The organism is Pedobacter miscanthi (assembly GCF_032678605.1).
Taxonomy (GTDB): domain Bacteria; phylum Bacteroidota; class Bacteroidia; order Sphingobacteriales; family Sphingobacteriaceae; genus Pedobacter; species Pedobacter miscanthi_A.
Genome location: NZ_JAVTSU010000006.1, coordinates 55,516 through 77,802, shown reverse-complemented (window position 1 = coordinate 77,802; position 22,287 = coordinate 55,516). Strand labels below are relative to the sequence as shown.

The 22,287-nt window shown below is 37.8% G+C and carries 20 protein-coding genes; 17 read left to right on the top strand and 3 right to left on the bottom strand.

Going from position 1 to position 22,287, the window contains the following annotated elements; all coding sequences use genetic code 11:
* The first annotated feature begins 14 nt into the window (after positions 1-14).
* The 3 genes from nadD to R2R28_RS10725 all read left to right on the top strand — a co-directional run bounded on the left by nadD (position 15) and on the right by R2R28_RS10725 (position 2,726).
* Positions 15-587: a nicotinate (nicotinamide) nucleotide adenylyltransferase gene (gene nadD / locus R2R28_RS10735; RefSeq protein WP_316825676.1), complete on the top strand. Its 573-nt coding sequence runs from the start codon at positions 15-17 to the stop codon at positions 585-587.
* 74 nt (positions 588-661) lie between these two features.
* Positions 662-2,395: a glycoside hydrolase family 3 protein gene (locus R2R28_RS10730; RefSeq protein ID WP_316825675.1), complete on the top strand. Its 1,734-nt coding sequence runs from the start codon at positions 662-664 to the stop codon at positions 2,393-2,395.
* A gap of 124 nt (positions 2,396-2,519) precedes the next feature.
* Positions 2,520-2,726 (top strand): hypothetical protein, encoded by a 207-nt coding sequence (locus R2R28_RS10725; protein ID WP_316825674.1) that lies wholly within the window; start codon positions 2,520-2,522, stop codon positions 2,724-2,726.
* 98 nt (positions 2,727-2,824) lie between these two features.
* On the opposite strand, the gene R2R28_RS10720 is transcribed toward R2R28_RS10725, so the two are convergent.
* Complete coding sequence (locus R2R28_RS10720) at positions 2,825-3,358, bottom strand: thioredoxin family protein (protein WP_316825673.1); 534 nt, start codon at positions 3,356-3,358, stop codon at positions 2,825-2,827.
* Positions 3,359-3,563: 205 nt separating this feature from the next.
* Here R2R28_RS10720 and R2R28_RS10715 point away from each other — a divergent pair, with 205 nt between their 5' ends.
* The 11 genes from R2R28_RS10715 (at position 3,564) to R2R28_RS10665 (ending at position 17,643) form a co-directional block, all read left to right on the top strand.
* On the top strand, positions 3,564-4,217 hold the full coding sequence (locus R2R28_RS10715; protein ID WP_316825672.1) for a TatD family hydrolase: 654 nt from the start codon (positions 3,564-3,566) through the stop codon (positions 4,215-4,217).
* Between the two features lie 84 nt (positions 4,218-4,301).
* On the top strand, positions 4,302-5,096 hold the full coding sequence (locus R2R28_RS10710; RefSeq protein WP_316825671.1) for a tRNA threonylcarbamoyladenosine dehydratase: 795 nt from the start codon (positions 4,302-4,304) through the stop codon (positions 5,094-5,096).
* 78 nt (positions 5,097-5,174) lie between these two features.
* Positions 5,175-8,393: a UvrD-helicase domain-containing protein gene (locus R2R28_RS10705; protein WP_316825670.1), complete on the top strand. Its 3,219-nt coding sequence runs from the start codon at positions 5,175-5,177 to the stop codon at positions 8,391-8,393.
* A 7-nt stretch (positions 8,394-8,400) separates the two neighbouring features.
* The gene (locus tag R2R28_RS10700; RefSeq protein WP_316825669.1) at positions 8,401-11,256 is read left to right on the top strand and encodes a PD-(D/E)XK nuclease family protein; all 2,856 of its coding nucleotides are present in this window, start codon (positions 8,401-8,403) and stop codon (positions 11,254-11,256) included.
* 201 nt (positions 11,257-11,457) lie between these two features.
* Complete coding sequence (locus tag R2R28_RS10695) at positions 11,458-12,015, top strand: GNAT family N-acetyltransferase (RefSeq protein WP_316825668.1); 558 nt, start codon at positions 11,458-11,460, stop codon at positions 12,013-12,015.
* A gap of 29 nt (positions 12,016-12,044) precedes the next feature.
* Positions 12,045-12,245: a hypothetical protein gene (locus R2R28_RS10690; RefSeq protein WP_316825667.1), complete on the top strand. Its 201-nt coding sequence runs from the start codon at positions 12,045-12,047 to the stop codon at positions 12,243-12,245.
* A 60-nt stretch (positions 12,246-12,305) separates the two neighbouring features.
* Positions 12,306-12,662 (top strand): VOC family protein, encoded by a 357-nt coding sequence (locus R2R28_RS10685; RefSeq protein ID WP_316825666.1) that lies wholly within the window; start codon positions 12,306-12,308, stop codon positions 12,660-12,662.
* Between the two features lie 196 nt (positions 12,663-12,858).
* Complete coding sequence (locus R2R28_RS10680; protein ID WP_316825665.1) at positions 12,859-13,845, top strand: pyruvate dehydrogenase complex E1 component subunit beta; 987 nt, start codon at positions 12,859-12,861, stop codon at positions 13,843-13,845.
* A gap of 399 nt (positions 13,846-14,244) precedes the next feature.
* Positions 14,245-14,820: a pentapeptide repeat-containing protein gene (locus R2R28_RS10675; RefSeq protein WP_316825664.1), complete on the top strand. Its 576-nt coding sequence runs from the start codon at positions 14,245-14,247 to the stop codon at positions 14,818-14,820.
* A 44-nt stretch (positions 14,821-14,864) separates the two neighbouring features.
* Positions 14,865-15,236 carry an iron chaperone gene (locus tag R2R28_RS10670; RefSeq protein WP_316825663.1) on the top strand — a complete coding sequence of 124 codons (372 nt, stop codon included), beginning with the start codon at positions 14,865-14,867 and terminating at the stop codon, positions 15,234-15,236.
* A 115-nt stretch (positions 15,237-15,351) separates the two neighbouring features.
* A complete protein-coding gene (locus R2R28_RS10665) occupies positions 15,352-17,643 on the top strand; it encodes a Tex family protein (protein ID WP_316825662.1) in 2,292 nt (763 codons plus the stop codon).
* Between the two features lie 147 nt (positions 17,644-17,790).
* Here the strand turns inward: R2R28_RS10665 and R2R28_RS10660 are convergent, their stop codons facing one another.
* Positions 17,791-18,867, bottom strand: coding sequence for a mechanosensitive ion channel family protein (locus R2R28_RS10660; protein ID WP_316825661.1), 1,077 nt, complete (start codon positions 18,865-18,867; stop codon positions 17,791-17,793).
* Positions 18,868-19,016: 149 nt separating this feature from the next.
* Between R2R28_RS10660 and pnuC the strand changes: the two genes are divergently transcribed.
* From pnuC to R2R28_RS10645, 3 genes are read left to right on the top strand one after another with little or no spacing between them, the layout of a single operon-like run.
* Complete coding sequence (pnuC, locus tag R2R28_RS10655) at positions 19,017-19,679, top strand: nicotinamide riboside transporter PnuC (RefSeq protein ID WP_316825660.1); 663 nt, start codon at positions 19,017-19,019, stop codon at positions 19,677-19,679.
* Complete coding sequence (locus R2R28_RS10650; protein ID WP_316825659.1) at positions 19,676-20,641, top strand: AAA family ATPase; 966 nt, start codon at positions 19,676-19,678, stop codon at positions 20,639-20,641. The genes pnuC and R2R28_RS10650 overlap by 4 nt, the downstream gene beginning before the upstream one ends.
* 44 nt (positions 20,642-20,685) lie before the next feature.
* Positions 20,686-21,219 carry an ORF6N domain-containing protein gene (locus R2R28_RS10645; protein ID WP_316825658.1) on the top strand — a complete coding sequence of 178 codons (534 nt, stop codon included), beginning with the start codon at positions 20,686-20,688 and terminating at the stop codon, positions 21,217-21,219.
* Here the strand turns inward: R2R28_RS10645 and R2R28_RS10640 are convergent, their stop codons facing one another.
* Positions 21,220-22,020, bottom strand: a complete 801-nt coding sequence (locus tag R2R28_RS10640; RefSeq protein WP_316825657.1) for a hypothetical protein — start codon at positions 22,018-22,020, stop codon at positions 21,220-21,222.
* Positions 22,021-22,287 lie beyond the last annotated feature (267 nt).

Genomic DNA, 22,287 nt, shown 5'->3' with positions numbered 1-22,287 from the left:
TGAAAACCGTAAACATGAAAACTGGTCTTTTCTTCGGTTCATATAACCCGATCCATACCGGACATTTAATTATTGCCAATTATATGGCTAACCATACCAAACTTGATGAAGTTTGGCTGGTGGTTTCGCCGCACAATCCTTTAAAAGATAAAAGCGGTTTAACCAATATGTACGATCGTTTGGAAATGGCTAAGTTAGCTACAGAAAATGCAGAACACATTCGTGTGAGCGACATTGAGTTTGCATTACCCCAACCCTCTTATACCATCGATACGCTTACCCATCTCCATGAGAAATATCCTGAAAAGGAATTTGTGCTTATCATGGGGGCAGATAACCTGGTATCATTTAAAAAATGGAAAAATTATGAGGTGCTTTTAAAAAACTATCAGATTTATGTTTACCCTCGTCCAGGGGCAGATGTAAGTGAGTGGAAAAACCATCCTGCAATTACTTTCACCAGTACCCCTTTAATGGAAATTTCTTCCACTTTTATCCGTAAGGCCATAAAGGAAAAAAAGAATGTACAGTTTTTCTTGCCAGATAAAGTTGTCGATTTTATTGAAGGAAAAGGCATGTACAGGTAAATTAAATCAAAAGGCTCACAACATATTGTATTAAATCGATTACTTGGATTGGTTTTTGTTTTATTAGGCTTTAGATGATTAATTTAGCAGCTGATACAACAAAACACGTGAGAAGAAATTTATTTATACTAATTGCCCTCTGTGGCACTGCATTTTCTGTAAGTGCGCAACAAAAAACCTATTTAGAATTATTGGCCAATCAACCTAAATGGGTGGATTCGGTTTTTAACAAACTTAACCGCAGAGAGCGTATTGCACAATTATTTTTTGTGCGGGCGCATACCAATCTTGGTAAAAAATATACCGATTCGGTTGGTGAAGTCATAAAAAAAGAGCAATTAGGTGGGGTAATCTTTTTTCAAGGTGGCCCCGGCAGGCAGGTTTTAGCGACCAATGCCTATCAAAAATTAAGTCGGGTACCATTAATCGTGGCAAACGATGGGGAATGGGGTTTAGGCATGCGCCTGGATAGCACCGTTTCTTACCCTTACCAAATGACTTTGGGTGCCATCCAGAACAAAGAGTTATTGTATAAAATGGGCTTGGAAGTAGCTAAAGATTATAAACGGATGGGTATGCAAATGAATTTAGCTCCTGATGCCGACATTAATAATAATCCAAAAAATCCCGTAATCAATTACCGCTCTTTTGGAGAAAATAAATATAATGTAGCAACAAAAGTAGCCGCCTATATGAAAGGTATGCAAGATGGCGGTTTATTAACGACCTTGAAACACTTCCCTGGTCATGGCGATACTGATGTAGATTCTCATTACGATTTACCGCAGCTTACCTTCTCAGCAACACGATTAGATACTTTAGAAATGTATCCTTTTAAGGAACTGATCAAACAAGGTGCATCAGGCGTAATGATTGCCCACATGAATATTCCTTCGTTAGATGCTACGCCAAACCTGCCGTCTACCTTATCTAAGCCGATTGTTACGGGTATTTTGAAACAGAAATTAGGTTTTAAAGGCTTAATTATTTCTGATGCTATGGATATGAAAGGTGTAGTAAAATACTTCAAGGATGGCGAAGCAGATTTAATGGGCATTATTGCCGGAAATGATATTATAGAGTTATCTGAAAACAGCGACAGAGCCATTAAACTGGTTCGTAAAGCGGTAAGGCAGGATCGGGTAAGCATGGCGGAAATTGACCAAAGTGTGCGTAAAATACTAACAGCAAAATACTGGGCAGGTTTAGCTAAACGTGATACCATTGTAACGCAAGGCGTTGTTGCAGGGGTAAACCGCAACGCAAGCAATGCTTTGGTACAGGAACTGGCCAATGCATCGGTAACGTTGGTAAAAGGCAAGGATTACATCAAACGCCTGATCCCGATCAGAAGAACAGCCATTATCAGCATCGGCGTACCTTCGGTTACCACTTTCCAAAAAGAGATTTCGAAAGGCTATTATAACTCCGTTTATTATGTATTGGATAAAGACGCGAGCGCTACGCAGATTTCGAACATTGCACGTGAGATTGGTGCATTTGATCAGGTTATTGTAGGCATTCATGATAGCAGATCACGACCAGCAAATAACATTCCGCTAAATGCCGGCGTAAAAAACTTTATTAAGGAATTATCGGCTAAAAATGCTGTTTTTGCCTTGTTTGCTAATCCTTATAACCTGGCTGGCTTATCGGGCTTGGAAAACAGTAAAGGTTTGGTTGTGGCCTATCAGAAAGAAGATTTCATGCAGATTTCTGCAGCTGCCGTGATCAATAACAGATTGATACCAACAGGTAAATTACCGGTGAGTGTGGCACCGTTTTATAAATTTGGAGAAGGATTATAAGGCCACTTAGGCGCAGATTTACACGGAATATACTTTTCTTTGGTCTTTCTCCTTTAGTCTTTCAGCTTTTTCTTAAAACAATTCTGCCTTCAAAACGATTATCTAATGATAAAACCCCAAAGTTATGATAGATCCAGAAGATGACAATTATTCAAACGATCCGAACGATGCTTTGCGCAGAGAAGACGACGTAGAAAATATCAACGAAATTAGTGGCGATGATACCAATATTGAGCACGATAAAGACTTACTGGAACAAGCCGATGAGGCATCGAGGGCATCATACGAGTTAAATCTAGATGATGAAGACCAAGATGAGCTTGATGACTAAAAAGAAAGCCGTTCCGATTTTTATATCCGAACGGCTTTTTTATTTTTTTAGCGATCAGGGTTTCACCTTAAACCATACACCTTTTGCCCCAAACCTTATTATTTAGCCTTCGCTTTATAAGTTTCAGGATTTACCGCTGTGGTGGTCCACCCTTTTAAAAATGAAGTGATTTTCTTTACATCATGTCCAACTTTCTTTTTACCATTTGCTGCTATTTCTTCGGTTTCCAGATAAGAAGAATTTTCGATGTGTAGTACTTTTCCTTTACCATCTAAAATTAAAAATACCGGAAAACCAAAACGTTGAGGATATCCTAAGCTGGCCAAAACACTTTCGTTTTTATTTTCCGGGCTATAATTCACCAAAACGGTTTCAAAATTATCATTGATATATTGTTTCAGCGTAGCGGTGCTGTCGACTAAATTGTGAAACGCAATACACCAGGTACACCAATTTCCTCCAACCTGCAATAAAACATGTTTATTTTCTTTAGCTGCCTTTGCCACTGCTGCGGTAATTTCTGCTTTGGCATCTGCCTGCGGATTATAGATATGAACGCCTTCTTTTTTCGCCTGACTAAAAGCCGCAGTCGACATTAATACAGCGGTTAATAAAATGAATAATCTTTTCATGATTTTTAGAATAATAATAAAACAAATGTAATAAAGTCTAGTAATGTTATAGATTATTAGCAAATTCTTTACAGTGGGGAAACAGTCCATAGTCCATAGTCCATAGAGTGGAATCATTTCAGGAAAGAAGGTTTAATTCAAATTGCTTTTTTACATTCACGCCATCCATTTTCCCTCTTCCATTTTTACTTATCTTTGCCTGGCAATGGATTTCCTAGACATACATACTCATAAAGCTGCTACCCAACCGGGTATAATCAGCGTTCAAAGTCTAACGTTAACCAGCGATATTTTTTTAGCCATGCCTAAAACAAAGCCAATTTCGGTGGGGTTACACCCCTGGTTTGCTAAAATTGATCAATTAGAATTGCAGATGAAATATTTAACTGTTGTGTCCAATCAAACAAACGTTAAACTAATCGGCGAGTGTGGTTTAGATAGGTTAAGAGGAGAAAATCTGGAAAATCAGCTGCTTATTTTAGAAAAACAGATCGAATTGGCAGAAAAAATCAATAAACCACTGATTTTACATTGTGTTAAATGTTTTGCAGAATTAATTGCGATTAAAGACCGGTTAAAAGTTAAAGTCCCCATGGTTATTCATGGTTTCAATAAAAATGAAGCGCTTGGCCAACAGTTATTAGATAAAGGTTTTTTACTTTCTTTTGGAATTGCTGCTTTAAAAGAAAATTCTGGTGCAGCTAAACTCATCAAAAGTACCGAACGCTTTTTCTTAGAGACCGATGATGCGGATGTTTCAATTGAAGAAATTTACCAAACCGCAGCCATTTTAAAAAAATGTACAGTGGATGAGCTTAAAGCTCGTATTTTTGCCGACTGGAACAACCTAAAAAATTAACCATTGAGACAAAGGAATCACAGGAGAAAATATTTCCGTGTTAATCCATGTCTCCGTGGAAAAATATAGTAGAAAAAAATTGATATGTCTGATGTTAGCTGGCTTTCGCGCTCTGCCCTCCTTGTTGGGAATGATGGAATAGATAAACTCCAATCGAAACATGTTTTGGTAATCGGTTTGGGCGGCGTCGGGTCTTTTGCGGCCGAATTTATTTGTCGATCTGGCGTTGGCGAAATGACCATTGTTGATGGTGATGTGGTTGATCCAACCAACCGGAACAGGCAATTGCCCGCTTTGGCTACCAATCATGGAGTGAGTAAAGCAGCAATTATGCAAGAACGTTTACTCGCCATCAACCCCGAATTAAAACTCCATGTGGTAAACACCTTTCTTACACCTGAAATGTGCAGGGAAATTCTAGAAACGGGTTTCGATTACATTATGGACTGCATTGATAGTGTAATGCCAAAAATTACCTTATTGGGTACTGCTTTAGAAAAAAATATTCCAATTGTAAGTTCAATGGGTGCCGGTGGCAAAATGGATCCTACCAGACTAAGAATTACGTTTCTCCCTGATACCTATCAATGTGTTTTCGCCAGTTATGTGCGCAAAAGATTGAATAAACTCGCCAATGCAGCAAAAATAAAAGCGGTTTTCTCCACAGAAGAAATGGATAAAAACTCCATGATCATGACGGATGGAAGTAATTTCAAGCGGTCTGCCTATGGTACAGTTTCTTATTTGCCTGCAGCATTTGGAGGAGCATGTGCATCAGTGGTAATCCGCGATTTGCTTGGCCTTCCTATCGAAATGGCCGAACGCCCAGCCAGAATCAGCCATAAAACACTCAATAAAAAAAAGAAGAAAAAACCATAAACGGATTGAATGTTGATATCATGATTTCGGGAAAATTTTAAATTGTTGTAAGTTTAAATTTCCGAGAAATATCACATTATGCCCCAACCCCTCAAAATTCTTCAAGCCTCTGCAGGTTCAGGTAAAACGTTCAGTTTAACTGCACATTACCTTACATTGCTTTTTAGTGGCGACAACAAATACCGCGAAATTTTAGCGGTAACCTTTACCAATAAGGCCACTGAAGAAATGAAAACCAGGATTCTGGAGGTATTGTTAGGTCTTGCCAAAGGTAATCCGTCAAAAAAAATCGAAGATTATCGGAAACTCATTTTACAAGCTTATCCGATATTAAGTCCACAGGAATTACAATTTAAAGCGGATAAAATTTACCGAAAAATTCTGCACGATTATAGTCGCTTTTCGGTAAGTACCATTGATGGTTTTGTGCAAAAAGTAATCCGCGGTTTTGCTTTCGAACTGGGCCTCAACGCCGATTATAATTTAGAAATGAATTATGATAAGGTGAAAGATGATCTGGTAAACAAACTCGACGAAGCTTTAGATCACAACAAACAGCTTTTACAGTGGATCATCGATCTGGCCATCGAGCGCATCAGCGACAATAAAAGCTGGAATTACAAATTCGAACTTTATAACTTAATAGGTGAAATATTCTCTGAACGCTTCCAGATTTTCGAAGATGCCGTAAGCACTTTAGGTTTAGAAAACATCGACGAATTATTTAAAAAATACATCAGTGTTACCAAGGCAGAAATCAAAAATTTCGAAGAGGAACTGGTTTCGCTGGCAACCGAAGCAAATGAAGCCTTAAATGTAATCGGTGTAGAAACCGAACAACTCAAAGGTAAATCACGCAGTCCCCTGGCTAAAATTATTTTAGTTGCCAGAGGCGATTTTTCCAAGATTGAACCGATTTTCCATCTAATCGACGAACCGGATGAGTGGTTTCAAAAAAATGCTAATTTCCCTGAAGCTTATGATACGGTAAACCCGATATTACAAAAGTTAAAAACACATTATTTAACCCATTTACCAAATTATAGCCTGGCCATTGCCTTTAACAAAAACCTCTATTATTTAAGGTTGATGCAGGAAATTGCGGTATTGTTAAAAGAATACAGAGCCGAAAATGATAACCTGTTGATTAGTGATGCACAAAAACTGATTTCAGGTATTACCGAAGATGCCGGCGATAATCCTTCTTTCATTTGGGAAAAAGTAGGCAACCGTTACCGCAATTTCTTGTTCGACGAGTTTCAGGACACTTCTACCAGTCAATGGGGGAGTTTCAAATCACTATTGACTAACGCAATGGCCACACCAAGTCAGGATCTGATCGATCACCTGATTGTTGGCGATACCAAACAATCCATTTACCGCTGGCGCAACGGCGACTGGAACATTTTGCATAAACATGCTAAGTTAGACGTTGGTGCAGAAAATGTATTGGAAGAGAGTTTGGAAGAAAACTACCGGAGTGCCGAAAACATCATCACATTTAATAATTTCCTTTACAAAGCCATTCCGCTTACCCTCCAGAACGAGTTAAATGAAAATCTGGCTACTAAACCCGAAAGTATTTCCAAATGGTGGCAGGAACAGCATTACCAACAGATTATAACCGATATTTATGGTGGATCGACCCAAAATTTTGCCACTAATACGCTAAAAGGCGGAACCATCAAAATTAAAAAGTTTGGTAAAGATCATGCACCGAATGAAGCGCGTTTTACCGAAACCGTTTTTAGGGATATTGTCCTTGATGATATTGTTGAAGAAATAAACCGCCTCAAAAACGAGCAGCAATATGCGCTAAAAGATATTGCCATTCTGGTACGTTCTAACAGCGAAGCCTTACTGACTGTTAAAAAATTAATGGAGCACAAATTGCCCGTTTTATCCGGCGATGCTTTATTGATCTCCAACAATTCGGCTATACAGCTCATCATTAACACTTTAAAAGTGCTGATCGGACTGGAAACCCAAACGGCATTATACAAAGCGAATTGTATTGCACTGTACCATTCTTTGCACGAAAAAAATATTGATGCCAATTATTACCTTAACCTCACCAATAAGCCATTAAGCACACTTACAATGGTTTTACCGCTTGCTTTATGCGAAAACTGGCAAAGCTGGCTTCAACTTCCGCTGGCTGAACTGGTAGAAATTTTAATTGAAAGCTACGGTTTAAAAAACCTGACGGCCAACTTACCTTATTTATTGGCTTTTAGAGATTTGACCGCATCTGCCGGAAAACTGGGTGAAAAAGGCATCATTTCATTTTTGACCTGGTGGGAAGAAGACGGTATTAAAAAATCATTGCCATCGCCCGAAGGTGCCGATGCCATACAGATTATTACCATCCATAAATCAAAAGGTCTGGCATTTAGGGCTGTTTTTGTGCCATTTTGCAATTGGGAAATCAAAGGCAAGCCAAATGGTACTTTCTGGGTTTCTTCAGAAGAAACGGTGTATAAAGAATTAAAAGGAATTCCGTTAAAGTATAATGAAGCACTGGCCGATTCGGCAATCGCGAAAGCATATTATGAAGAATTACTTTATAATAATATGGATGCCTTAAACATGCTTTACGTAGCGACTACGCGTTCTAAAGATTACCTATATATTGCTACAATGGCAAAAAAGGAATTGAAATTATCCAATATGGGCGATGTAATTAATTTCACTTTCGACGAGCAGTTTGATGAAAACGGTGTGTACGAAATTATTGATGATGTAAGGGTTGAAACTAAAGCAGAAGAATCGAACTTTATTAACCTTAAAAGTTATCCAACCACCACCAGGTTATCCGAACTATATGTTCCATCAGCAGAAAAGCACTTAAAACATCTGGTCAACATTGAAAAATCGGGTAGAAAAGGCTCTCTACTACACGATATTTTAGCCAGTGCCAGCACAGAAAAAGAGGTTGAGGATTACACTATAAATTTGGTGTTGCAGGGCATTATCAAAGAAGAAGAAAAGCAAAAACTGATCGGTTCAGCATTGGAAGTATTAAACCATCCTGAGCTTAAAGAGATTTTAGATAAGGCAAGCGAAAGCATTGTAGAAAAAAACATTATTGATGCCAATGGGAAACTGCATCGCCCCGATCGGGTTTTGATTAATACCAACGAGGTGATTATCCTCGATTATAAATTTACTTTAGAAGAAAGCGACAAACATATCGAACAGGTAAACAATTACAGACTTTTACTTAGCGAGATGGGCTATCAGAATATCAAAACCTATCTTTTCTACGCAGTAAAAGGCAAATTGAAATTAGTATAATATGCAGATGAAACCATTTTTACAGGAAGTTGCCGAAGATTTAGTTATCCGGTTTGGAAATCAGCTGGAAAACTGCGCCATTGTTTTTAACAATAAACGTCCATCAGCTTATTTACAAAAACACTTTGCCGATATTATTGGCAAACCATTTTTCAGCCCCTCGTTTTTTACCATACAAGAATTTTTCGCAAGTTCTACCAGTTATAAAATAGCGGATTTTTACCTTCAATTTTTCACATTACACCGTATTTATAATCAACTACTTGCGGAAGAAAAATTGGATAATATCTCCAGTCATAAGTTTTTCCCTTTGGCCAAAATCATCTTAAGCGATTTTAATCAAATTGATGCCGATTTAGTAGATGCAGAGAAATTATACCGCGATCTGGAAGATATCTCAGTCATCAATAAAGATTTCGATTATTTAAGTCCTGAGCAGTACGAATTTCTTTCTCAGTTCTGGACTTCCTACTCTGAAGGCAAACATAAAAAACAGCAGGAGCTTTTTATTAAAATGTGGCGCAGGATGCCCAAACTTTACCATAAATTCCATGCAACGCTTAAAGAACAGGGATATTTAACCAATGGCTCGGTTTACCGCCACCTGGCCGATGACATTACCAATCACCAGGAATTTATTTCGAATTTTGATAAGGGGAAAATCATTTTCGTCGGGTTTAATGCGTTGAGCAGTGCCGAAGCTAAAATATTCACGCAACTACAGGAAGCCAGTAAAGCATTGTTTTATTTTGATGCCGACACCTATTATTTGGATGATGTTTCGCAGGAAGCAGGTTTGTTTTTGCGTAAAAACATCAATCAGCTGGAATTGAAAAATGAATTTGCCAACCAGGAAAGTTTGATGAAATCTGCCCCGCACCAGGTAAATGTTTTTAAGGTTCAGGGACAATCCGCTCAGGCCAAAATCCTGAATAATATTTTAGAAGAAGATTATGCGGCTGCAGAAACCGTTGGTAAAACAGTGGTGGTTCTCGCAGATGAAAGCCTCCTGATCCCAACTTTGCAAACCATTCCAACCATGCTTAACGGGAAAGAAATCGACCTGAACGTAACCATGGGTTTTGCTCTTTCAACCTCGAGCATTTTTGGCCTGGTTGATTTGTGGTTAACCAGTCAGCTGGAGATTTTACAACGCGATAAAGTAAGTTATAAAAATGTTGAGGCCTTTTTAACCCATCCTTTAACAGGTCTCACCCAAAAAATGCGGGATAAAATTTTAACGGCATTGCTGGAAGAAAATCAGGTAGAAATCGATCATAAACGCTTATTGCGCCAAAGCGGGTTGTTTGAAACATTTTACAAAAAAATCGACGATCCGCAGCATGTGGTTAGTAACTTACTCGATGTACTGGATTATGTGTTAACACGCTTATCGAATGCGAAAACACTCAAAAAAATAGATGCAGAACTTTTTGTAAAAACCATTCAGGAATTAAACAGGCTGCACGATACTTTTAGCAACCACATTGGTAAAGAAGAAATTCCTTTTGTAATTTATCTTGTTCAAAAATCATTGCAGGCCATTGCTGTTCCACTTTCGGGTGATCCCCTCAACGGTATCCAGGTAATGGGATTACTCGAAACCCGGAATTTAAATTTCGACAAAGTGGTCATTTTAGGTTTTAATGAAGGTATAATTCCGAAATCATCCATCGGCAATAGTTTTATTCCCGATTCTATCCGCCGTGTTTATGGTCTTCCGGTACTCGAAAATCTCGACGCCATTTCATCCTATATGGTGTACCGTCTATTACAGCGGGCAAACAATATCAATTTTGTCTATAATAGCTTAACCGACGAATCTACCTCGGGCGAAGCCAGCAGGATCCTGAAACAGCTTGAATATGAAAGCGGCTTCGATTTTGCCTATAATGAGCTTAATCTTGAAGTAAAAACCGAACCTTTTAAAGAGGTGAAGATCGAGAAAACCAATAATGCGTTTATCCAGGAAACCCTTCAAAAATATCTCGATAAAAAGAAAGTGCTTTCGCCCTCGGCACTTACCCAATACATCTCCAACCCAATCGATTTCTTTTTCAATTATATTGCAGGCATCAAAGAACCTAAAGAAATCAGTGCAGTGGTAGAAGCCAACGAAATAGGTTCGATTTTGCACAAAGTGATGGAATATTTTTATGAGGATTTAAGGTCGGGAGAAATTACTGCAGAGCGGATTAAAGAAAAACGAAAACAGATTCCTACTTTAATACAGAAAGGTTTTAATACCGTGATGTTCAAAAATCCTAATGCCGTAATGGAATACAAGGGTATGCAAAAGGTAATTTTATCTATCGTTGATGCTTATGTAAACATCATTTTAAACCAGGACGAAGCCCAAACGCCATTTAATATCATTAGCCTTGAACAAAAAGTTGAGGCCGAAATCAGTTTCCCGTTAAAAGAAAAAGAAGCCAGCGTGAAGATATTTGGTTTTATCGACCGTGTTGATGTAAAAGATGGCGTAACCAAAATTATCGATTACAAAACCGGAAGTGATAAATTAACCTTTAAAGATATTCCAGAACTGTTCAATTCAGACGGCAAGCACATCAACAAAGCCCTAATCCAAACCTTATTATACACCTACGCTTACGAGCAATTTTCAGGAAAAAGTTTTGTAGAACCTAATTTATATGTAGTAAAAACCATGAGCGTAGATGGTGTTTGGTTTAAATCAGGAAGACAAAATTTATCTGGTGCATACCTGGAAGAAATCAAACCTGAGTTCCTGGTCGAATTAAGAAAAAAGCTGACCGAGCTATTTGAAGCACCTTACTTTGTTGCCAGTGCTGTTGAGGATAATTACAAATATTCTATTTATAAAACTTTGTTTGGAAAATAGATTTAACCACAAAGCCCCCAAGCGCTTAGTAAAAACCACCGAGCACACCGAGGAAAAGACACAGAGCACACCGAGCCTGATTAAAAAAATATAAACTTTGTGCCCTCTGTGTAAATCTCTTTGTTCTCTGTGGTAAAATAAAACTTTGCATCCTTTGCGAAAAACTTTGCGCGCTTTGCAGTTAATCTCCTAAATTTAAAAATGCTAACCTTAAATTTCACAAATTTTCCCGAGCTGGAAACTGAACGCTTAATCCTCCGCGAACACGATCTTGCAGATGCCGAAACCCTTTTTACCATGCGCACCAACGAAACGGTAATGAAATATATCGACAGAGAAAGGCCTAAAGATATTTTTGAGATCAAAGATTTTATTTCACGTTTCAGAAATGGTTATGAAAATGGCGATAACCTGGCCTGGATAATTGCCTTAAAAGAAAAACCAGACCAGATGATTGGTTCTGTAGGATATTGGCGTACCGATTTTGCCAACCACCGAGCCGAGATCGGCTACATGTTACATCCCGATTACTGGCGACAGGGAATTATCTCCGAAGCCTTAAAACGATCTATAGATTTTGGTTTTAATGAAGTGAATCTGCATACCATCAGTGCAAACATCAATGTTGGAAATAATGCTTCGCGGCAGGTGCTGCTTAAACATGGCTTTGTAAAAGAGGCACATTTTAAACAGGATTATTATTTTAGGGGTCAGTTTCTGGACAGTGAAATTTATGGCTTATTGAACCCAAGTCATTAAACCAAGCTAAACATTTTTTATATTTGAGTATGTACCGTTTAGATAGAACAGCATTTCGTGCACAAATTGCAAAAGAAGCTAGTAAAGCTGATCAGATTTATTATAAAAATATATCGTGGCAAGAACGCTTAAAGATTGCAAATTATTTAAATAGTGTAGCCTTTAACTATCCCGAAAATGATCTTCCAATCATGATTAACTTTATATTTTCAACACGAAGCAGACAATAAACCCTCGTTTTTTTTGATTAGCAATTTTAATACTTGATACTAAAATCTTGATACTTTTATATGCTTAAAACCGCAACACCAATTCTCGCCTCATTAAATGCTGATGAAACCATCAAATTCTACACCGAAAAACTGGGTTTCACTTTCCATAACAACTGGGATGGCTATGTTATTTTTAGTAAAGATGACATCAGTATCCACTTATGGCCAACTGATGATGAAAGTATCCCTAAAAATACCGGCTGTTACATCTACGTTACTGCAGTTGATGAGCTTTATGAGGAATATACCCAACAGGGCGTTGTACACCCTAACGGGAAAATAAAAAATATGCCATGGGGCATGCGCCAATTCTCTATTTTAGACAATAGTGGCAATATTATTCATTTTGGAGAAGATATTTCGAAAAAAGCATAAGCTTTAGTACAAAAAGCTTAACAAAAACACAATTACCCAATAATATTTCTTCATTAACGGAATTAGCAAAAAACAGGGCTTAAAAATCATTAAAAAATAGCGTAAAACACTTATAATTATTACAAAACATAGGCATTTTAGCCTTTGGTTTCAAACCGATTAATAATTATATTTGCCACCGTTATTAAAATTTACAATGAGAGAAATCCAATTTAGAGAAGCACTACGCGAAGCCATGCAAGAAGAAATGCGTAAAGATGACCGCGTTTTTTTATTAGGTGAAGAAGTAGCAGAATATAACGGAGCGTACAAAGTAAGTCAGGGTATGCTTGACGAGTTTGGTGCGAAACGCATTATCGATACCCCGATTGCCGAATTAGGTTTCGCAGGTATAGCAACTGGTGCTGCAACAGCAGGCCTTATTCCAATTGTGGAATTTATGACCTTCAACTTCTCATTAGTAGCAATCGACCAGATCATCAACGGTGCTGCTAAAATTTTATCAATGAGCGGTGGTCAGTTCTCATGCCCTATGGTTTTCCGTGGCCCAACAGGTAACGCAGGCCAGTTAGGTGCACAACACTCTCAAAACTTCGAAAACTGGTTTGCAAATACTCCAGGTTTAAAAGTAGTTGTTCCTTCAACTCCTTATGATGCAAAAGGCTTATTAAAACAAGCTATCATCGATCCAGATCCGGTTATTTTCATGGAATCTGAGGTAATGTACGGTGATAAAGGCGATGTTCCTGCAGAAGAATATTATATCGAATTTGGCAAAGCTAACGTAACTAAACAAGGTACCGATGTTACCATCGTAACTTTTGGTAAAATGTTAACACGTGTTGTTAACCCTGCTGTAGAAGAATTAACTAAAGAGGGAATCAATGTTGAAGTGATCGATTTACGTACTGTACGTCCTATCGATTATGATACTATTATCGCGTCCGTTAAGAAAACAAATCGTTTAGTAGTTGTAGAAGAGGCTTGGCCTTTGGCATCTCTTTCCGGAGAGATTGCTTTCATGGTACAAAAACATGCATTCGATTATTTAGACGCACCGGTTTTACGTATTACTTGTGCCGATGTACCACTTCCATATTCACCAACTTTAATCGCAGCCAGCTTACCAAATGCTGAACGTGTGGTTAAAGCGGTTAAAGAAGTAATGTACGTTAAAAAATAAATTTGTCAGTCTGAGCGTAGCCGAAGACCAAAAACATATAAATCCCCCAAAGAAATTTGGGGTTTTTTTTTATTTCCCCTTTTCCGTGTCCTCTGTGTTTCCGTGGCAAATATTCCTAAATTTATGTTCAGTAATCCTTCGGTTTCATCAGCCCCGCCATTCATTGCAATCTTTTTGGATAAGCTTGTCATGCTGAGGCTCGAAGCATCTACCACTTATGAAACAGATGCTTCGAGCCTCAGCATGACAGCATATTCAAGGTTGCTGCAACCAAAAAGTATTTCCATTTCTGTCTGGTTTAGTTAACCCCTGTCTGTATAAGAAACACAATTCAGTTTCCTGCTCAGAGCCAAAAAACCACACTAAATTTTTATATTCGTCGTAAAATAAATTCCTTATATGCCCGACAATTACATAGCCGACCAAACATTCGAAAAAACCGATTTTACCTTACGCCCACTCCCAAAAGCAGCATATGAAAATTGTAAATTCATCAACTGCAATTTTTCCAGTTCAGATTTAAGTGGCGTTAAATTTTTAGACTGTGCATTTATTTCCTGCAATTTAAGTTTGGCCAGTTTAACTAAAACGTCGCTAATTGATGTAGAATTTCAGGATTGCAAAATGCTTGGATTGAGGTTCGAGAACTGTAACGATTTCGGTTTGGCATTCAGTTTTACCAACTGCAAACTGGATCATTCTTCTTTTTATAAATTAAAGCTGAAGAAAACGGCTTTTAAAACCTCGCAATTACATGAAGTCGATTTTTCAGAAAGCGATTTAAGCAATGCTACTTTCGATAACTGCGATCTACTGAGTGCCACTTTCGACAGGACTATTCTCGAAAAAGCAGATTTCAGAACAGCTTACAATTATTCCATAGATCCGGATAACAACAGGATCAAAAAGGCAAGGTTTTCTAAATCCGGATTGGCAGGGCTATTACACAAATACGATATCCAGATCAGTGAATAGTTTTTTGAGAAATTTTGTAAATTTAACTTACAAAACCATCAGTTATGGAGCAGTCCAAACCAGAAAACATCGACGAATATATCGCCAATTTCCCAATAGAAACGCAAAAGCTATTACAACAAGTCCGCGAAACCATCCATAAAACGGTACCAACAGCAAAAGAAGTCATCAGTTATGGTATGCCGGCCTTTAAACAAAACACCGTACTGGTTTACTTTGCCGGTTATGCCAAACACATTGGCTTTTACCCAACCAGCTCGGGCATTGAAACCTTTAAAAATGAATTTACCGATTATAAATGGAGCAAAGGTGCTGTTCAGTTTCCTTTGGATAAGCCACTGCCTTTAGATTTGATTACCAGGATCACAAAGTTTAAAACGGAAAGAGATTTAGAGAAAGTGAAGAAAGTGATGTGACACTATTTTTCTCAAAAACTTACTCACAAATTTCAGTGGAAAACTTCATTTTAAAAATCTTTAAATCCCATAAATCCTCATTAGCTTTGCTTCCTTTAATTTTACCCTTTAGGATATGTTAAGCCACCATAAATTAATTGCAGCCGAATTAAAAGTTGCAGAAAAACAAGTAACCGCAACCGTAAACCTATTGGATGAAGGTGCAACAGTACCATTTATTTCCCGTTACCGTAAAGAGGTAACCGGCAGTTTAGATGAAGTTGAGGTAGCGGCAATCCGCGATAGGGTTTTGCAATTGCGCGACCTGGATAAACGCCGCGAAGCGATTTTAAAATCGATGACCGAACTCGGCAAGCTAACGCCTGAACTCGAAAAACAAATTAACGAAGCAGAAACCATTTCGCTTTTAGAAGATATTTACCTGCCTTATAAACCGAAACGTAAAACACGCGCTTCGGTTGCAAAAGAAAAAGGTTTAGAACCTTTAGCCCTGCAGATTTTTGATCAAACCAGTTTTGATCTGAATACAGAAGCAGACAAATTTATCGATACCGAAAAAGGTGTAAATTCTCTTGATGATGCTTTGGCAGGTGCCAGGGATATCATTGCTGAAATGATTTCTGAAAATGCAGAAGCCCGCACCAAAATGCGTACTTATTTTCAGGAAAAAGCTGCTTTTAAATCTGAAGTAATCAAAGGAAAAGAAGAAGAAGGGATCAAATACAAAGATTACTTTGAATGGAACGAACCGGTTAAAACAGCCGCATCGCACCGTGTTTTAGCTATGCGCCGTGGAGAAAAAGAACTGATTTTAAGGTTAGATGCACTGCCACCGGCGGAAGATGCCCTCGCTATTTTAGAAAATCAGTTTATTTTAGGTAATAACGCTGCTTCAAAACAAGTTCAGCAGGCTTTAGAAGATGGTTACAAACGTTTATTAGAGCCAGCAATGGAAACGGAACTCCGTGTTTTTACCAAACAAAAAGCTGATGAAGAAGCCATCCGCGTTTTTGCCGAAAATGCACGCCAGTTGTTATTGGCGGCGCCAATGGGCCAAAAAAATGTACTGGCCATCGACCCTGGTTTCCGTACCGGTTGTAAAGTTGTTTGCTTAGATAAACAGGGCCAATTATTAGAAAACACAGCTATTTACCCGCATACCGGACAAGGCAATGTAAAAAATGCCGAATTCACCATTCAACAGCTTTGCGAAAAATATGAAGTTGAAGCCATTGCCATTGGTAATGGAACTGCAGGAAGGGAAACCGAAGCTTTTGTACGTGCATTAAATTTACCTCACATCACCATTGTAATGGTTAACGAAAGTGGTGCATCGATTTATTCCGCATCAGAGGTGGCGAGGGAAGAATTCCCAACACAGGATATTACCGTTCGTGGTGCCGTTTCAATCGGTCGCCGTTTAATGGATCCATTGGCCGAATTAGTTAAAATTGATCCAAAATCTATTGGTGTTGGTCAGTACCAGCACGATGTGGATCAGAATAAATTACAGGCAAGTTTAGATGATACGGTTATCAGCGCTGTAAATGCTGTTGGTGTTGAGCTAAATACCGCTTCTAAACAAATTTTGGCCTATGTATCAGGTTTAGGGCCAACTTTGGCGCAAAACATTGTTGATTACAGAAATACCCATGGTGCGTTTAAAAATCGCGAAAGTTTGAAAAAAGTGCCACGTTTAGGCGATAAAGCTTACGAACAGGCTGCAGGTTTCTTACGCATCCGCAATGCCGAAAATGCTTTGGATACCAGTGGCGTTCACCCTGAGCGTTACGCGGTGGTAGATAAAATGGCTAAAGACCTTGGAACCACCGTTTCTGCCCTGATGAAAGATACACAACTGCAAAAACAAATCAAGCCGCAACAATATGTAACCGACGAAATCGGTTTACCAACCCTTAATGATATTTTAAAAGAACTGGCAAAACCTGGCCGCGATCCACGTGAACAGTTTGAAGCTTTTAGCTTTACCGATGGTGTAAATGAAATTGCTGATTTAAGAACCGGAATGAAACTACCAGGTATTGTAACCAATATTACCAATTTCGGTGCCTTTGTTGATATAGGTGTTCATCAAGATGGATTGGTGCATACCAGCCAATTGGCTAACCGTTTTATTGCTAACCCAAATGATGTCGTAAAAGTGCATCAAAAGGTAGAAGTTACCGTGATGGAAATTGATGTGGCACGTAAAAGAATTTCGCTATCAATGAAAACTGAGGTTAGTCCGAAGCCCGAAGTCCGTACCCGGGAGCCCAGGGAGCAAAAACCAAAGCAAGACTATAAACCGAACAACAACAAACAAAACTTTAAACCACGCAATGAGCCAAAAGACGCTGATGGCGATCTACAAGAAAAATTAGCCAAGCTGAAAGGCATGTTTAAGTAAACAAAAAGACCGTCATTTCGACTGAAGTGCAACGAAATGGAGAAATCTATTAAGCATGTACTTTTAGATTTCTCCACTACGCTCGAAATGACGACTTTTTCCTTCCCCGGCCTTTGTCCTCACAAAATGGAAAAACCCGCTTTATCACTACAGTTTTTCCATATCCCTAAACTCCAATCTTTTCTTTGGCAAACTTTCGGGATAATTGGTTTGGATAAAAGCAATCATCGCTTCCCTAACGTAACACCTTAAATCGAAAGCCCTGGAGGAGTTGGAGGCACTCATTAAAAAACGCACTTCAATTGCACCATCTCTTGTGCTATCCGTAACCTGCACAACATTTACCCTTTTATCCCAAAGCAGATTTGCATTCAAAAGTCTTGTTAATTCCTGCCGCATTGGTTCAATAGGAATAGTATAATCGAGGTATAAAAAAACAGTCCCTAATAAGTCGGCCGAAACTCTTGTCCAGTTTTGAAAAGGTTTTTCGATAAAATACGTAATCGGCAAAATTAAACGTCGCTGATCCCAGATATTTACCACCACATAGGTTAAAGTTATTTCTTCAACCTTTCCCCACTCGCCTTCTACAATCAAAACATCGTCAATCCTGATGGGTTGTGTAAAAGCAATCTGAAAACCTGCCAATAAATTTCCCAGTGATTTTTGTGCGGCAAAACCAATAATAATTCCACCTATACCAACCCCTGTGAGCAAGCCTGCACCTATTTTGCGCATACTCTCAAAACTCAACAAAATAATGGCTGCTGTAATTAAAATGATGAGCGAGACAATAAATTTTCTCACAAATTGAAGTTGTGTACGGATTTTACGCTCTTTGAGGTTATTTTCTTTATTCAGATCGTATTTCAGATAGAAATAATCTTCCAAAACATTAATTAAACGGACTAATATTAAAGCAAAAGTAATGGTTAAGGCAATTTCTAATGATTTTGTAATTGGTAACCTGAATGCAGCAGGCATCTCCATCAGCGTTAGCGAGAAATTTAACAATAATAGCGGGATAAAAACAGCAACAGGTCTTCTTAAATGTTTAATGGTCGATTTTATAACAATAAAATCCCACCAACGCGAAAGCAGGATAAAAGTTTTGTGGATCATGAATTTGATTAAAATCCCTAACAAAATTGCTATTAAACCGATAATCAGGTTCTTAAAAAACAAAGGAATTGGATAACCGAAAAGCTGGTCGATATATTGCATACAAGAAATCTGCTGGTTAATAAATACGGCGCTAAGCCAATAGATATTCTTATAACAGCTACATTTTTGGATTGTTTGCCAATCGAAAAACCCTTAGCAGTAAATAAATTATTTACATTAGCTTTTTATAGATCTTCAAAAAGGAAAAGATGGATTTTTTTGATGCCCATAGTATATTTTTCACGGTTCTTGGCTATAAAATGAGTTATTTGGAATTTTCTGCGGTAATTACCGGGATTGTTTCGGTAATTCTTTCGGCAAAAGCCAGTGTTTGGAGTTGGCCCGCCGGCATTGTGAATGTCTTTTTATCCGCCTTTTTGTATTATCAAAATCAGCTTTACCCCGATATGTTTTTGATGGTTTTCTTTTTTGTAACCAACATTATGGGCTGGTGGCGGTGGAAAAATCCAAAACCCGGTGAAGAAGATAAAAATAAAGAACTCAAAATAAGCTTTATGCCTTTAAGGCAGTTTTTAATGCTATTGGTTATGGGCATTATAGGAACCTTATTAATGGGTACATTGGCCAGTCAGCTACACAACTGGTTCCCACTACTTTTCAATTTACCTAGTGCTTATCCTTTTGTTGATTCATTTATTTTTGTAATGAGTGTAATCACCACTTTTTTAATGATTCAGAAAAGGGTAGAATGCTGGATTATCTGGTTAATTATTGATGTTGTGGCCACCTACTTATACTTTTTGAAAGGCATTAAGTTTATGGGTGTAGAATACCTGGTTTTTACCGTTATTGCTGCTTTTGCCTTATGGCACTGGATCAAAGAATACAAGGACTATTCTAAAACTGCATGAAAAGAGGTTTAGTAATCGGCAAGTTTATGCCGATCCATAAAGGACATATCGCCTTGATCAATTTTGCGGCAACACATTGCGATGAGCTGATTGTATCCATGAGTTTTACGCCTGAAGATAAAATTGACCCTGTTTTGCGTTTTAAATGGATCAGGGAGATTTTTAAAGATCAACCCGGCATTAAACCAGCAATTATTACCGATGATTTTGATGATGAAAATCTGCCTTTAAACGAACGGACAAATATCTGGGCGATTAAAATGCGGGAAGTTTATCCAAAAATCGATATACTATTCAGTTCCGAATTTTATGGGGCACCTTTCGCCCTTAATCTACAGGCTGAACATATCCTGTTTGATGAACCCAGAAAATCCACGCCCGTTTCTGCTACACTGATCAGAAACCACCCATTTAAATATTGGAAATTTATACCAGCAGAGGTAAGGCCATATTTTGTAAAGAGAATTTGCTTCTACGGTCCGGAAAGTACAGGAAAATCGACCATGGCCGAAAAAATGGCCTTACATTATCATACCGTTTTTGTTCCAGAAGTTGCACGCGAATTAATTACCAATAATGATATTACTGTTGATGATATTATTAAAATCGGGAAAGCGCAAACAGCAAGGGTAAAAGAAAAAACCGAGGCCGCCAATAAAATCGTTTTTTGTGATACCGATTTAATTACCACAAAAATATACTCACAATACTATTTAAACGAAGTTCCGAATATCCTTAATCATCTGGAAAAAGAAATCAGGTACGATTTGTATTTCCTGCTGGATATTGATGTAGAATGGGTGGCCGATCACCTCCGCGATTTTGGAGACAGGCGCTTAGAAATGTTTAATCTCTTTAAGTCCGAACTCGAAAAGCGGAATATCGATTACATTCTGATTAGTGGGAATTATGAAGAACGCGAGGAAAAGATTAAAAAAATGATAAATTCAATGTTAGTATAAATAAGCTCCTTTTTTTGTATCTTGGAGTTTAAATCCAAAATGATATGACAGCGAAACAAGTGCTTTCTATCATCCCTGACAATATTGTAGTTAATAAAATTTATGAGCTAAGAGGCCTTAAAGTAATGCTCGATAGCGACCTGGCCGAGCTTTATGGTGTGGAAACGAAACGCCTTAATGAGCAGGTTGGGAGAAACCCTGATCGGTTTCCTGAAGATTTCATGTTTCAACTCACAGATGAAGAGTGGTTAAACTTGAAGTCGCAAAATGCGACTTCAAGTTGGGGCGGAAGAAGAAAACTACCTTTTGTTTTTACGGAACACGGCATATTAATGCTTTCGAGTGTATTAAATAGCAAACAAGCCATTCAGGTAAATATCCAGATCGTTAGGATTTTCTCCCGTATCCGTCAATTTATTATGGATAGTGGCGAACTTAAACTAGAAATCGAGGAAATTAAACAAAAAGTAAGCAATCAGGATAAAAACATCGAACTGGTTTTTACCTATCTGGACAAATTAATTGATCAAAAAATCGGTCCAAGAAAAAGGATTGGCTTTATGCCTGATGATTTGTGACTATTTACAATCATAGATAAAATTGTACGTTGATTTTTCAGACAAATAAGGCGCAGTTAATTCTATAGAACTTATTCTTTTTTCCCCATCTTTTTTATAGCTTAAAGAATAAGCTTCTCGCCCTATATATCCATTTGGACTACGCCGCGTAGATATCGCTGATGTTAACAGATTCTTGCTTGTTTCACCAAAAACACCAGGAATAACGTAATGTTCTCCTGAGTAAGTCCCAATATAATATAATGGATCGGTATATTCTAGCAAAACCGCCGCGCCTTGCCCCTCATCATAAACAAAATCAATTGTTGTTTCATCACCATATATCTCTTTGAAAGTAACCTTTATTAAATTCCCTTTGGCGTAGAACAGATTAAAAGTTGTTCTGAAACCCGATGATCTATCAACTTCAACTATTTCTGAAATAAATCCATCGGTATTATACAGATATTCAAATTTGTTTCCATACTCGCCAAAAGTTGCTGATACAACCCGCTTTTTTGAATCCAGATTATAGGTATAGTCACCGTAGTATCTGGTTTTCAAGGTAACTTTATTTACCGCATAAATAACTGTAAAACTTTTAAATGAGCTATCGGAAGTCGAAATTATACTTTTTATCGTATTATCTTCATTATAGCTTATCGCGGCACTATTCATTCCATCATAGCCCACGACTTTTCTTTGTATTGAAACTATTTTACAACTCTTGTCATCACTTTTTACATCATCTTCCGAGATGCTTTTATTACAGGAGAATAATAATGTACCTAAACAAAGTAAAGTATAAAAAGTATATTTCATCTATAAACAGTTAAGAGATTAATTTTCGTCTAAAATATCATTTTTTCATCAAAAAGATTCAATATGCACAGATGGCACTGATTTTCATTATTACAAAACTTTAAGTAAAAAACTGCCAGTTCAGCTTTCCAAAGCCACAACCAAAATACTTTATGATATAAATTTGAGAACTATCGGATCAACATAACGATTTTATCAAACTATATTATCCCAAACTTTTTTCAATCAACTATTTGATAATAAAAGTTTTCTATCTATCTTTGCAGT

What these genes read in the sequence shown, in the direction of transcription:
- nadD (WP_316825676.1), top strand. Translation starts at nt 15, where the DNA reads ATGAAAACTGGTCTTTTCTTCGGTTCATATAACCCGATCCATACCGGA.
- R2R28_RS10730 (WP_316825675.1), top strand. Translation starts at nt 662, where the DNA reads ATGATTAATTTAGCAGCTGATACAACAAAACACGTGAGAAGAAATTTA.
- R2R28_RS10725 (WP_316825674.1), top strand. Translation starts at nt 2,520, where the DNA reads ATGATAGATCCAGAAGATGACAATTATTCAAACGATCCGAACGATGCT.
- R2R28_RS10720 (WP_316825673.1), bottom strand. Translation starts at nt 3,358, where the DNA reads ATGAAAAGATTATTCATTTTATTAACCGCTGTATTAATGTCGACTGCG.
- R2R28_RS10715 (WP_316825672.1), top strand. Translation starts at nt 3,564, where the DNA reads ATGGATTTCCTAGACATACATACTCATAAAGCTGCTACCCAACCGGGT.
- R2R28_RS10710 (WP_316825671.1), top strand. Translation starts at nt 4,302, where the DNA reads ATGTCTGATGTTAGCTGGCTTTCGCGCTCTGCCCTCCTTGTTGGGAAT.
- R2R28_RS10705 (WP_316825670.1), top strand. Translation starts at nt 5,175, where the DNA reads ATGCCCCAACCCCTCAAAATTCTTCAAGCCTCTGCAGGTTCAGGTAAA.
- R2R28_RS10700 (WP_316825669.1), top strand. Translation starts at nt 8,401, where the DNA reads ATGAAACCATTTTTACAGGAAGTTGCCGAAGATTTAGTTATCCGGTTT.
- R2R28_RS10695 (WP_316825668.1), top strand. Translation starts at nt 11,458, where the DNA reads ATGCTAACCTTAAATTTCACAAATTTTCCCGAGCTGGAAACTGAACGC.
- R2R28_RS10690 (WP_316825667.1), top strand. Translation starts at nt 12,045, where the DNA reads ATGTACCGTTTAGATAGAACAGCATTTCGTGCACAAATTGCAAAAGAA.
- R2R28_RS10685 (WP_316825666.1), top strand. Translation starts at nt 12,306, where the DNA reads ATGCTTAAAACCGCAACACCAATTCTCGCCTCATTAAATGCTGATGAA.
- R2R28_RS10680 (WP_316825665.1), top strand. Translation starts at nt 12,859, where the DNA reads ATGAGAGAAATCCAATTTAGAGAAGCACTACGCGAAGCCATGCAAGAA.
- R2R28_RS10675 (WP_316825664.1), top strand. Translation starts at nt 14,245, where the DNA reads ATGCCCGACAATTACATAGCCGACCAAACATTCGAAAAAACCGATTTT.
- R2R28_RS10670 (WP_316825663.1), top strand. Translation starts at nt 14,865, where the DNA reads ATGGAGCAGTCCAAACCAGAAAACATCGACGAATATATCGCCAATTTC.
- R2R28_RS10665 (WP_316825662.1), top strand. Translation starts at nt 15,352, where the DNA reads ATGTTAAGCCACCATAAATTAATTGCAGCCGAATTAAAAGTTGCAGAA.
- R2R28_RS10660 (WP_316825661.1), bottom strand. Translation starts at nt 18,867, where the DNA reads ATGCAATATATCGACCAGCTTTTCGGTTATCCAATTCCTTTGTTTTTT.
- pnuC (WP_316825660.1), top strand. Translation starts at nt 19,017, where the DNA reads ATGGATTTTTTTGATGCCCATAGTATATTTTTCACGGTTCTTGGCTAT.
- R2R28_RS10650 (WP_316825659.1), top strand. Translation starts at nt 19,676, where the DNA reads ATGAAAAGAGGTTTAGTAATCGGCAAGTTTATGCCGATCCATAAAGGA.
- R2R28_RS10645 (WP_316825658.1), top strand. Translation starts at nt 20,686, where the DNA reads ATGACAGCGAAACAAGTGCTTTCTATCATCCCTGACAATATTGTAGTT.
- R2R28_RS10640 (WP_316825657.1), bottom strand. Translation starts at nt 22,020, where the DNA reads ATGAAATATACTTTTTATACTTTACTTTGTTTAGGTACATTATTATTC.